We start from the raw sequence: 11,905 nt of genomic DNA, 5'->3' as shown, positions 1-11,905 counted from the left end.
CGGACACGACGGGAGAATGTCATGAAATCAACTGGACATTACCAGCAAGTCAAGAATGTCGACCCGCTCGTCGCGCTGGATGCGCATACGCGTGAGCACATCGATCACTGGGTTGCCAAGTTTCCGCCCGAGCGCAAGCAGTCGGCGCTGATCCAGGGTTTGTTTGCGGCCCAGGAGCAGAACCATGGCTACCTCACCGACGAGCTGATCACCGCGGTGGCCAAGTACCTGGGCGTGCACGCGATCTGGGCCTACGAAGTGGCCAGCTTCTACTCGATGCTGGAGACGCGCCCGGTCGGCCACAACAACGTGTCGATCTGCACGAATGTGTCGTGCTGGCTGAATGGGGCGAATGACCTGGTGCGGCATTGCGAGAAGAAGCTGGGGATCAAGCTTGGCGAGAGCACGCCCGATGGCCGCGTGTACCTGAAATGCGAGGAGGAATGCGTGGCAGCCTGTGCCGGCGCGCCGGTGATGCTGGTCAATGGCCATTATCACGAGCGCCTGACGGTGGCGGCGGTCGACGAAATCCTCGACGGGTTGGAGTGAGAAGCGCGATGTCAGCAGGACCAGCACCCAAGGAACACCAGGTCGTCTACACCACCTTGCATTTCGACAAGCCGTGGGCGCTCGACAGCTATCTGCAGATCGGCGGCTATTCGGCGTGGAAGAAGATCCTGGCCGAGAAGCCCGAGCCGAAGACGCTGATCGACGAGATCAAGAAGAGCAACCTGCGCGGGCGTGGCGGTGCGGGTTTTCCGACGGGGCTCAAATGGTCGTTCATGCCCCAAGGCACGATGCAGAAATACATCCTGTGCAACTCTGACGAGTCCGAGCCTGGCACGTGCAAGGATCGCGACATCCTGCGCTTCAATCCACACGCGGTAATCGAGGGCATGGCGATTGCCTGCTATTGCACTGGCTCAACCGTGGCCTACAACTACCTGCGTGGCGAGTTCCACCGCGAGCCCTTCGAGCATTGCGAGGAAGCGTTGGCCGAAGCCTATGCCGCCGGCCTGCTTGGCAAGAACATCCAGGGCACCGGCATCAACATCGACATCCACAACGCACTCGGTGCCGGCGCCTACATCTGCGGCGAGGAAACCGCGTTGATGGAGTCGCTGGAAGGCAAGAAGGGCCTGCCGCGCTTCAAGCCACCGTTCCCCGCCGGCTTTGGCTTGTATGGCAAGCCCACGACGATCAACAACACCGAGACCTACGCCTCGGTGCCCTCGATCCTGCGCAAGGGCGCGGACTGGTTTCTCGCCCAGAGCAAGACCAAGAACGGCGGCCCCAAGGTGTTCTCGGTCTCCGGCTGCGTCCAGCGCGGCGGCAATTTCGAGGTGCCCCTGGGCACCACGTTCGATGAGCTGCTGGAGATGGCCGGCGGCCTGCGCCCAGGACGCACGCTCAAGGGGGCAATCCCGGGCGGTACCTCCATGCCGGTGCTGAGGGCGGAGGAACTCAAGGGCCTGCCGATGGACTACGACACCTTGAAGGCGCTGCACAGCGGCCTGGGCTCGGGCGCCATCATCGTGCTCGACGACAGCGTGTGCACGGTCAAGTTCACCTGCCGCATCTCACGTTTTTACCACAAGGAATCCTGCGGCCAATGCACGCCGTGCCGCGAAGGCACCGGCTGGATGCACAACGTGCTCGAGCGCATCGTCGCTGGTGGTGGCGTCATGGATGACCTGCATCGCCTGCGCGCGGTTGCCGGGCAGATCGAAGGCCATACCATCTGCGCTTTCGGCGAAGCTGCGGCCTGGCCGGTGCAGGCGTTCCTGCGCCAGTTCTGGGATGAATTCGAGTACTACATCAAGAACGGGCGTTCGCTGGCCGAGGATCACATGGCCGGGATCAACCGCGGAGTGACGGCATGAGCGCGCAACCCACGCCAGCGCCTTCGGACTTGGTGCACCTCGAGGTTGACGGCAAGCCAACCGCGATCCACAAGGGCGCGATGATCATCGAGGCTGCCGATGCCATTGGCATCTACATCCCGCGCTTCTGCTACCACCGCAAGCTGACCGTCGCCGCGAACTGCCGCATGTGCATGGTCGAGGTGGAGATGGGCGGCCGCCCGGTGCTCAAGGGTTTGCCGGCCTGCGCCACGCCGGTCAGCGAAGGTATGAAGGTGCAGACCCGCTCCAAGCTCGCCCTGCAGTTCCAGCGTGACGTGATGGAGTTCCTGCTGATCAACCACCCGCTGGATTGCCCGGTGTGCGACCAGGGTGGGGAATGCGAGCTGCAGGACATTGCGCTGGGCTTTGGGCGCAGCGTGTCGCGCTTCACCGAAGGCAAGCGCGCGGTTGCCGACGAGAACATCGGGCCACTGATCGCCACCAAGATGACACGCTGCATCCATTGCACGCGCTGCATCCGCTTCGAGCGCGAGATTGCCGGCGGCCACGACTTTGGCGCGATGAGCCGCAACGACGACATGCAGGTCGGCACCTACATCGGCAAGGCGATGGAAACCGAGCTGTCGGGCAACATCATCGACGTGTGCCCGGTCGGCGCGCTGACCGACAAGGTGTTCCAGTTCAAGGCGCGGCCATGGGAGTTGATCGCCAAGCCCTCCATTGGCTACCACGACGCACTCGGTCCGAATGTCTGGCTGCACACCAAGCGTGGCAAGGTGCTGCGCGTGGTGCCGCGCGAGAACGAGGCAATCAACGAATGCTGGCTGGCCGATCGTGATCGCTACAGCCACCAGGGCCTGGAGGCAGCCGACCGCCTCGGTGTCCCGGAGGTCAAGCGTGACGGCAACTGGCAAGCAGTCAGTTGGGATGAGGCCTTGGTTGCGGCGGCCGAAGCACTGCGGGCGCGGCCCGGCGACGAGCTGGGCGTCCTCGTGCATCCAGCCACCTCGAATGAGGAAGGCGACCTGCTGCGGCGACTGGCGCAGGGCCTGGGCACCGGCCATCTCGATCATCGCCTGCGGCAGCTGGATTTTTCCGATCACGCCGCGGCGCGGCCGTTCGAGATTTCGGTGCCGGCGACGCAGCATGTCGGCGCGGTGCTGCTGATCGGCTCCAACGTGCGCCTCGAGATGCCGCTGTTCAACCACCGCATCCACCAGGCGAGCAAGCACGGCGCACGCATCTACGCGGTCAATCCGGTGCATTTCGATTTCAATTACGAACTGGCGGGGGAGGCCGTCGTGGCGCCCTCGGCCATGCAGGGCGCCCTGCTGTCCCTGGCGCGCGCGGCTGTGGCGGCAGGGGCGAGCGCACCGGCTGCGTGGGCGGCAGCCATCGATGCGGCCGAGATGGATGAAGGCGACGGCGAGGCGATTGCAGCGCTGAAGCAGGCTGGCGCCAGCGATGGCGGCGCCGTGGTGGTGTTTGGCGAGGCGGCGGTGACCCATCCGCATGCGGCTGCCTTGCGTGCCCTGGCCCGGTTCATCTGCAGCGCGACTGGCGCGGCGTACAACGAGCTGCCGGTGGGCGCCAATGCCATCGGCTTGACGCGCATGGGCGTGCTTCCCGACGCCGGCGGGCTGGATGCGCGCGCCATGCTCGCCCAGCCGCGCAGCGCCTATCTGCTGTATGGCGTGGAGCCGCCGGACGATTGTGCCGACGGTGCCGCGACCCTGGCTGCCTTGCACGGTGCGCAGCGGGTCGTGGCGTGCAGCGCGTTTGCCGGCAAAGCGTTGCGCGAGGTGGCCAGCGTGCTGTTGCCAATCGCGCTGCTGCCGGAAATGGACGGCACCTTGGTCAACGTGGACGGCCTGGAGCAGGCAGTGGCTGCCGGCGCCAAGCCACCGGCTGAGGCGCGGGCAGGCTGGAAGGTCTTGCGGGCCCTCGCCGACGCGCTCGCGCTCGATGGCTTCGACTTCGACGACCTGGCTGGCTTGCGGGCTGGAATCCGCGAGCAGGCGGCGCCAGCCGAGGTGGCTGGTGGCCCCGTCGCCGCGGTCGCGGACCACGCCGAGGGGACGCTCGAACGCTTTGCCGACTGGCCGATCTACCGTGGCGATGCCGTGCTGCGGCGTTCCACGGCGCTCAACGCACATCCCCTCAACCGCGCATCAGCCGTCAGAGTCAATGCGGCGGAAGCCAGTCGACTCGGGCTGGCGGAGGGCTGTCGGGTGCGGGTTGCCGATGTGACGCTGCCCTGCGTGATCGACGGCAGCGTCGCCGACGGCACGGTCTGGATCGAGGCGGCAAACCCGCTGACTGCCACGTTGCCGCCGTATGGGGCAGCACTCACCCTGCAGAAGGTCTAAAGCGCCATGGCGGATTTGTTTGTCCACCAACTCGTGCTGCCGGTAGCCTATATCCTGGCCATCGTCGTGCCGTTGATTGTTGCGGTGGCGATGTTCGTGTACTGGGAGCGCAAGGTCATCGGCTGGATGCATGTGCGCCTGGGGCCGACGAAGATCGGTCCCTGGGGTGTGCTGCAGGCGTTTGCCGACGTCTTCAAGCTGCTGTTCAAGGAAGTGATCCTGCCGGCCAAGGCGAATCGCTTCCTGTATTACCTTGGACCCTTGATTGCCGTGGTGCCGGCGCTTGCCGTCTGGGCGGTGGTTCCGTTCGACACCAGGATGGTGGTGTCGGACGCCAACGCGGGCGTGCTGTACCTGCTTGCCGTGAACTCGATCGGCGTATACGGCATCATCATTGCCGGCTGGGCGTCCAATTCGCGCTACGCCTTGCTGGGTGCCATGCGCTCGGCCGCGCAGGTCATTTCCTATGAGCTCGCCACCGGCTTTTGCCTGATTTGCGTGCTGATCCTGGCGGGCAGCCTGAACATCACCGAGATCGTCAATGCCCAGGCCGGCGGCAAGGGATTGTTCGAATGGTTCTGGCTGCCGCTGCTGCCGGTCTTCGTGATCTTCTTCATAGCTGGGGTCGCCGAGACCAACCGCCTGCCGTTCGACATGGCCGAGGGCGAGTCGGAAATCGTGGCCGGCTTCCACGTGGAGTATTCGGGTTCGCCGTTCGCGTTGTTCTTCCTGGCCGAATACGCGAACATGATCTTGATCAGCTTCCTGTCCGCGATCTTTTTCCTCGGCGGCTGGCTCAGCCCGGTGCAGGGCTGGGTGCACCTGGAGGCACCAGGATGGATCAACTGGCTGTGGACTGGCGGCTTCGGCTGGATCCTGATCAAGGCCTTCCTGATGTCGTTCCTGTTCTTGTGGTTCCGCGCCACTTTTCCGCGCTACCGCTATGACCAGATCATGCGTCTGGGCTGGAAGATCTTCATACCAATTGCGATTGCCTGGCTGTTCGTAGCCGGTTGCATGCGTTATTTCGACTGGGTCAGCGTGGGTATGGGAGCCTAGGTGGCGGCCATGAATCGTATAAGCGGGTACTTCAAGAGTCTCTTGCTGGTGGAACTGCTGCGCGGCATGGCCGTGACCGTGCGCTATATGTTCAAGCCCAAGTACACCATGCGCTTCCCGATGGAGCACATTCCGAAGTCAAACCGCTTCCGCGGCTTGCTGGCGCTGCGCCGTTACGAGAATGGCGAAGAGCGTTGCATCGCCTGCAAGCTCTGCGAGTCGGTGTGCCCGGCGCTGGCCATCACGATCGATTCTGCGCCGCGCGAGAGTGACGGGCAGCGCCGTACCACGCGCTACGACATCGACCTGTTCAAGTGCATCTACTGCGGTTTCTGCGAGGAATCCTGCCCCGTGGATTCCATCGTGCTCACCTCGATCCATGAATACCACTTCGATCAGCGCGGTCAGAACGTGGTGAACAAGCAACAGCTGCTGGCCATCGGTGACCGCTTCGAGAAGCAGATCGCCGCTGACCGCACGCTTGATGCTCCTTACCGGTGAATCCGATGACGGTCGTGCAGAATTTCCCGTTGATTTGCTTTTACGCGTTTGCCGCGGTGATGCTGCTCTCGGCGCTGGCCGTGATCACGCTGAAGAACACCGTGCACGCCGTGCTCGCACTGGTGCTGACGTTTTTCAGCGCGGCGTGTATGTGGCTGCTGGGCGATGCCGAGTTCCTGGCCCTGGCGCTCATCGTCGTTTACGTCGGCGCCGTCATGGTGTTGTTCCTGTTCGTCGTCATGATGCTGGACATTGACGTCGAGAAGCTGCGCGAAGGCTTCGTCAAGTTCCTGCCGGTCGGCTTGATCGTGGCGGTGGTCATGCTGGCGGAGATGCTGGGTGTGATTGGCGTGCACGCGCTTCAACTGCGCGCGGGCTCCGTCGACCCGGCCCTTGCCGCCGGCATGTCCAACACCGAGTGGCTGGGCTTTGCCCTGTACACGCGTTACCTGCTGCCGTTCGAGATCGCCGCGCTGATCCTCACTGTTGGCGTGATCGCGGCCGTGGCGCTGACCTTGCGCGAGCGTCGCGACGCCCGCTATGAAAACGCGAGTCGGCAGGTCAAGGTCGATCCGCGCAAGCGCCTGCGCATGGTCAAGATGGCCCCCGCGCATGGCGATGAATCCACCGCTCAAGAGGAGCCGCACGCATGATTTCCCTGGCGGATTTCATTGTGGTCGCCGCGATACTTTTTTGTATCGCCGTGGCCGGCCTGTTCATCAACCGCAAGAACGTCATCGTGCTGCTGATGTCGATCGAGCTGATGCTGCTGGCGGTGAACACCAACTTCGTCGGTTTTTCGCGTTTCCTCGGCGACGTGTCCGGGCAGGTTTTCGTCTTTTTCATCCTGACCGTGGCGGCGGCGGAAGCCGCCATTGGCCTGGCGATCCTGGTCCTGCTGTTCCGCACACGCAGCACGATCAACATCGCCGACATCGACAGCATGAAGGGTTGAGCCGATGCAGCTTTCGACGACCATCCTGCTGATCATTGCCCTGGCGCCGCTGGTCGGCTGCCTGCTTGCCGGCTTTGCCTGCCATGTCTTTGGCGGGCGGACGGGGGCGCACAGCATCACCATCCTGGGGATGGTGATCTCCACCGTGCTGTCGTTCTACGTGCTCTACCAGCTGACGGTGGGCGGTGCGCAGACCTACAACGAGAACCTCTACACCTGGTTCCAGGTGGGTTCGTTCAATGCCAGTGTCGGCTTCATGGTCGACCGGCTGACCGCCCTGATGCTGGTGGTGGTGAGCTTCGTCTCGCTTGCGGTGCACCTGTACACGATCGGCTACATGCGCGACGACCCAGGCTACATCCGCTTCTTCAGCTACATCTCCATGTTCACCTTCTCCATGTTCATGCTGGTCATGAGCAACAACTTCATGCAGCTGTTCTTCGGCTGGGAAGCGGTGGGCCTGGTGTCGTATCTCCTGATCGGCTTCTGGTACAAGCGGCCGAGCGCGATCTTTGCCAACCTCAAGGCCTTCATGGTCAACCGCGTCGGCGATTTCGGCTTCCTGCTGGGGATTGCCGCGGTGCTGTGCTTCCTGCGCACGCTCGATTACCAGACCGCGTTCGATGCCGCACCAGCCCTGGTGGGCCGCACGCTCGAAGTGACGCAAAACGTGCACTGGGATGCGGCGACGGTGATCTGCATCCTCCTGTTCATCGGCGCCATGGGCAAATCGGCGCAGGTGCCGTTGCACGTGTGGCTGCCCGATTCCATGGAAGGCCCCACGCCCATCTCCGCCCTGATCCATGCGGCGACGATGGTCACCGCCGGCATCTTCATGGTGGCGCGGATGTCGCCGCTGTTCGAACTGTCCTCGACGGCGTTGAGTTTCGTGCTGGTGATTGGTGCCACCACTGCGCTGTTCACCGGCCTGATCGGCATCGTGCAGAACGACATCAAGCGAGTGATTGCCTATTCCACCCTGTCGCAGCTGGGCTACATGACGGTGGCGCTTGGTGTGTCCATGTACGGCGGCGCGATCTTCCACCTGATGACCCACGCGTTCTTCAAGGCGCTGCTGTTCCTGGGCGCCGGCTCGGTGATCATCGCGATGCACCACGGACAGGACATGCGCTACATGGGCGGCCTGCGCAAGTACATGCCGATCACCTGGCTGACGATGTGGGCAGGTTCGGCGGCCTTGGTCGCCGTGCCGTTTACTGCAGGCTTCTATTCCAAGGACATGATCATCGAGGCGGTCGGCGAGTCGCATCGCTGGGGCGCGAACTACGCGTACTTCTGCGTCATGCTTGGCGTGTTCGTGACCGGCTTGTACACCTTCCGCCAGATGTACCTGACGTTCCATGGCAAGCCGCGCTGGACGGTGCAGGCCCATCATGGCGACGGCCATGGCGGGGATGAGCATGACTCGCCGCCGGGCGTCCTCGCGCATGCGCCCAAGGAATCGCCCTGGGTGGTGACGGTGCCGTTGGTGGCGCTGGCCATCCCCTCGGTCCTGCTCGGCATTTTCACGGTCAAGCCGCTGTTGTTCGACAACTGGTTCGGCAGCGCGATCCACGTCGACCCGGCGAACGATGTGACTGCTGCGCTTGCGCCGCACTTCCATGGTGCGCTGGCCATGGCTCTGGAAGGCTTCACGCACCTGCCGTTCTGGCTGATGCTGGCGGCCTTCGTCATCTGCACCTATGTCTATCTCTACAACCCGGCCATGGCCGACCGGATCAAGTCCGCGCTGAAGCCGCTTTGGACCGTGCTCGACCGCAAGTACTGGGTCGATGAGATTGAATTTGGCCTCTTCGGCAGCGGTGGCATCAAGCTTGGCAAGCTGGCCTGGAAGTGGAGCGATGCCGGCGTCATCGACGGCCTGGCGGTCAACGGTTCGGTGCGCGTGGTGCATCGCGGCGCCGCGGTGTTGCGGCGCCTGCAGACCGGTTACCTCTATCACTACGCGTTCGCCATGATGGTCGGCCTGATCCTGCTCCTGGGCGGGTATCGGCTGTTCGGCTACTAAGGGAATCAGGCTTCATGTTCAATCATCTGCTCAGCCTGCTGATCTGGCTCCCTATTGTCGGCGCCGTGCCGGTTCTCTTTGCCGGCTCGCGGCACCCGATGGCCGCGCGCTCGATCGCGCTCCTGGTCACGATCGTCACGTTCCTGGTCAGCCTGGATCTCCTGGTGCAGTACGACCCCGACGGAGCCGTGATGCAGCTCGCCGAGACCCATCGCTGGATTGGCTCGTGGGGCATCCATTTCAGCCTGGCGGTCGATGGCATCTCGATTGCGCTGATCCTGATGACCACGTTCGTGGGCATCCTCGTCATTGGCGGCGCCTGGAAGGTGATCCAGAACCGGCCGCATCAGTACATGGCCTGCATGCTGGTGCTGGAAGGCCTGTTGGTCGGCGTGTTCTGTGCCACCGACGCCTTGCTCTTCTATGCGTTCTTCGAGGCGGTGCTGATCCCCATGTTCATCCTGATCGGGATGTGGGGCGGCCCGCGTCGCGTGTATGCAACGCTAAAGTTCTTCATCTACACGTTCACCGGCTCGGTGTTCATGCTCATCGCGCTGCTGTACTTGTACCAGCAGGCGCACACCTTTGACCTCGCCACGCTGGCGGCGCTGCCGCTCACCATGCGCGAGCAGACCTGGGTATTTTTCGGCTTCCTGATCGCTTTCGCGATCAAGGTGCCAATGGTGCCTGTGCACACCTGGCTACCCGACGCGCACGTCGAGGCGCCGACCGGCGGCTCGGTGTGGCTGGCAGCGGTGATGTTGAAGATCGGCACCTACGGGATGCTGCGCTTCATCCTGCCGATCACGCCGGATGCCGGCGCGCACTACGCGTGGATCATCATCGTGCTCAGTCTGGTCGCGATCGTCTACATCGGCTACGTCGCGTTGGTGCAGCCAGACATGAAAAAGCTCGTCGCGTATTCCTCGATTGCGCACATGGGCTTCGTTACCCTGGGCATCTTCATGGCGTTCATGCTGGTGCGCGAGAGCAGCGACCTGGACGTGGCCTCGCTAGGCCTGCAGGGCGCGATGGTGCAGATGATTTCGCACGGCTTCGTCTCCGGCGCCATGTTTACCTGCATTGGCGTCATGTACGACCGCACGCATACGCGGCAGATCGCGGACTACGGCGGCGTCATCAACATGATGCCGTGGTTTGGCTTCTTTTATGTGTTGTTTGCCATGGCCAATACCGGGCTGCCGGGCACCAGCGGCTTCGTCGGTGAGTTCATGGTCATCCTGGCCAGCTTTACCGCCAGCCCATGGATCGCGATCTTCTGTACCTTCACCCTGATCATTGGCGCCGGTTACACGCTGTGGCTGGTCAAGCGCGTGCTGTGGGGTGCCGTGGTCACCGAGCACGTGGCAAAGATGAAGCCGCTGGAGGCCCGGGAAGCCTGGGTGCTCATAGGTTTTGCTGCAGGTGTCATGGCCATTGGCGTGTGGCCGCAACCGCTGATCCACCTGATGGACAGCGGCGTGGCGCACCTGATCCAGCAGCTGGCGGTGCAGAAAGTCTGATGGGCGCCGTGCAGGCGGTGCACCTCGGTATGGTTGGCGGGCGTGGCACGATGCGCGGTTGCGTGGTGGTGGTTTCCAGCTTGTTCCGGTGTTGCGTAAGCGGACCTTCCGGGGCGGCCTCTATTGAACGCGTGGATGTTTCCTGATGCCGACTCTCAATGACGTGTTGATCATGTTGCCCGAGTTCTACGTGGTGACGGCGACGTGCCTGTTGTTCATGCTCGATGCGTTCATGAAGCCGGCGCAGCGGCCCTTGCTGCATTGGCTGTCCATTGCCGTGCTGCTGGTCGCGATCTTCATGGTGGTCGCTGGCCAGCCGGATGCAACGGTGACCGCCTTTGGCGGCATGTTCATACGTGACCAGGTGGCCGAAATCATCAAGGTGTTTGCCCTGGCGACCACCGCCATGGTGTTCGTCTATGGCCGCCCCTACCTGATCGACCGCGGCTTGCGCGGTGGCGAGTTCTACACGCTGATGCTGTTTGCGGTGGTCGGCATCATGCTCCTGGTTTCCGCCGGGAACCTGCTCACCCTGTACCTGGGCCTGGAGTTGTTGGCGCTATCGTCCTATGCACTGGTCGCCTTGAATCGTGACCAGCCGCTACCGGCCGAGGCCGCGATCAAGTTCTTCGTGCTGAGCGCGCTGGCCTCGGGCATGCTGCTGTACGGCATGTCGATGGTGTACGGCGCATCCGGCATGGGCGGCGAGGCGACGCTCGGGCTCGCCCAACTGAACCAGGTGATGGGCTACACCACGGCGCCGAAACTGCTGCAGTTCGGCATGATCTTCATGATCGTCGGCGTCGCCTTCGAGCTCGGCATTGCCCCGTTCCACATGTGGCTGCCGGACGTTTATCACGGTGCGCCGAGCCCGGTGACGACGTTCATTTCCGCCGGCTCCAAGTTGGCCGCGTTTGGACTGGCGTATCGCCTCCTGGCCGAAGGCATGGGCGACCTCGGCGAGCAGTGGCGGCTCATCCTGGCGGTACTCGCGACGTTATCCCTGGTGATCGGAAACCTGGTCGCCATCGTGCAGACCAACTTCAAGCGCATGATGGCGTACTCGACCATCTCACATATGGGCTACGTGTTGCTGGGCCTGTCGGCGGCCAATCCTGAAGGCTACGCGGCGGCCATGTTCTACCTGATCTGCTACGCGCTGATGGCGGTGGCGGCGTTCGGCGTGATGATGGCGATGTCGCGCGCCGGTTTCGAATGCGAGGAAATCTCCGACTTCAAGGGCCTCAATCAGAAGTCCCCATGGATGGCGTTCCTCATGATGCTGGCCATGTTCTCGCTCGCCGGCGTGCCGCCGCTGTTCGGCTTCTGGGCCAAGGTCATGGTGCTCGAAGCCGCCATCCATGGCGGCATGCTGTGGCTGGCCATCGTCGGCATCATCGCCGCGTTCGTCGGCTTGTACTACTACCTGTACGTGATCAAGATCATGTACTTCGACCAGGCCGAGGAAGGCGGCGCCACCACCGCCAAGCCGGACCGCTCACTGCGCGCGGTGCTCTCGGTGAACGCGCTGTCGTTGCTCGTCCTCGGCGTCTGGTGGGGCCCGCTGCTGGGCTGGTGCAAGCGCGCCTTCGGCGCCTGATCGT

The 11,905-nt window shown here is 63.2% G+C and carries 10 protein-coding genes; all 10 read left to right on the top strand.

The genetic code is table 11. The features are described from left to right. Positions 1–21: 21 nt before the first annotated feature. The 10 genes from nuoE to nuoN all read left to right on the top strand — a co-directional run bounded on the left by nuoE (position 22) and on the right by nuoN (position 11,901). Positions 22–549, top strand: coding sequence for an NADH-quinone oxidoreductase subunit NuoE (gene nuoE, locus AC3WJB_RS14285; protein WP_492682664.1), 528 nt, complete (start codon positions 22–24; stop codon positions 547–549). 8 nt (positions 550–557) lie between these two features. Continuing rightward, complete coding sequence (gene nuoF, locus AC3WJB_RS14280; RefSeq protein WP_492682662.1) at positions 558–1,883, top strand: NADH-quinone oxidoreductase subunit NuoF; 1,326 nt, start codon at positions 558–560, stop codon at positions 1,881–1,883. Then, a complete protein-coding gene (gene nuoG / locus AC3WJB_RS14275; protein WP_492682660.1) occupies positions 1,880–4,234 on the top strand; it encodes an NADH-quinone oxidoreductase subunit NuoG in 2,355 nt (784 codons plus the stop codon). The genes nuoF and nuoG overlap by 4 nt, the downstream gene beginning before the upstream one ends. Before the next feature lie 6 nt (positions 4,235–4,240). After that, on the top strand, positions 4,241–5,293 hold the full coding sequence (nuoH, locus tag AC3WJB_RS14270; RefSeq protein WP_492682658.1) for an NADH-quinone oxidoreductase subunit NuoH: 1,053 nt from the start codon (positions 4,241–4,243) through the stop codon (positions 5,291–5,293). Positions 5,294–5,302: 9 nt separating this feature from the next. Then, a complete protein-coding gene (gene nuoI, locus AC3WJB_RS14265) occupies positions 5,303–5,794 on the top strand; it encodes an NADH-quinone oxidoreductase subunit NuoI (RefSeq protein ID WP_492682656.1) in 492 nt (163 codons plus the stop codon). Between the two features lie 14 nt (positions 5,795–5,808). After that, a complete protein-coding gene (locus AC3WJB_RS14260; protein WP_492683221.1) occupies positions 5,809–6,447 on the top strand; it encodes an NADH-quinone oxidoreductase subunit J in 639 nt (212 codons plus the stop codon). After that, positions 6,444–6,749, top strand: coding sequence for an NADH-quinone oxidoreductase subunit NuoK (gene nuoK / locus AC3WJB_RS14255; RefSeq protein ID WP_492682654.1), 306 nt, complete (start codon positions 6,444–6,446; stop codon positions 6,747–6,749). Before AC3WJB_RS14260 ends, nuoK begins: the two co-directional genes overlap by 4 nt. Before the next feature lie 4 nt (positions 6,750–6,753). Then, complete coding sequence (gene nuoL, locus AC3WJB_RS14250) at positions 6,754–8,778, top strand: NADH-quinone oxidoreductase subunit L (RefSeq protein WP_492682653.1); 2,025 nt, start codon at positions 6,754–6,756, stop codon at positions 8,776–8,778. A 14-nt stretch (positions 8,779–8,792) separates the two neighbouring features. Continuing rightward, positions 8,793–10,301, top strand: a complete 1,509-nt coding sequence (locus AC3WJB_RS14245) for a complex I subunit 4 family protein (protein ID WP_492682652.1) — start codon at positions 8,793–8,795, stop codon at positions 10,299–10,301. A gap of 145 nt (positions 10,302–10,446) precedes the next feature. After that, positions 10,447–11,901: an NADH-quinone oxidoreductase subunit NuoN gene (gene nuoN, locus AC3WJB_RS14240; RefSeq protein ID WP_492682651.1), complete on the top strand. Its 1,455-nt coding sequence runs from the start codon at positions 10,447–10,449 to the stop codon at positions 11,899–11,901. The last annotated feature ends 4 nt before the right edge of the window (positions 11,902–11,905 follow it).

Source organism: Rhodanobacter sp. FW510-R10 (genome assembly GCF_058781105.1).
The sequence above is the reverse complement of the archived record's forward strand: the minus strand, read 5'-3'. Positions and strand labels throughout refer to the sequence as shown.

Coding starts and splice junctions, on each gene's coding strand:
- nuoE (WP_492682664.1), top strand. CDS start 22: ATGAAATCAACTGGACATTACCAGCAAGTCAAGAATGTCGACCCGCTC.
- nuoF (WP_492682662.1), top strand. CDS start 558: ATGTCAGCAGGACCAGCACCCAAGGAACACCAGGTCGTCTACACCACC.
- nuoG (WP_492682660.1), top strand. CDS start 1,880: ATGAGCGCGCAACCCACGCCAGCGCCTTCGGACTTGGTGCACCTCGAG.
- nuoH (WP_492682658.1), top strand. CDS start 4,241: ATGGCGGATTTGTTTGTCCACCAACTCGTGCTGCCGGTAGCCTATATC.
- nuoI (WP_492682656.1), top strand. CDS start 5,303: ATGAATCGTATAAGCGGGTACTTCAAGAGTCTCTTGCTGGTGGAACTG.
- nuoK (WP_492682654.1), top strand. CDS start 6,444: ATGATTTCCCTGGCGGATTTCATTGTGGTCGCCGCGATACTTTTTTGT.
- nuoL (WP_492682653.1), top strand. CDS start 6,754: ATGCAGCTTTCGACGACCATCCTGCTGATCATTGCCCTGGCGCCGCTG.
- AC3WJB_RS14245 (WP_492682652.1), top strand. CDS start 8,793: ATGTTCAATCATCTGCTCAGCCTGCTGATCTGGCTCCCTATTGTCGGC.
- nuoN (WP_492682651.1), top strand. CDS start 10,447: ATGCCGACTCTCAATGACGTGTTGATCATGTTGCCCGAGTTCTACGTG.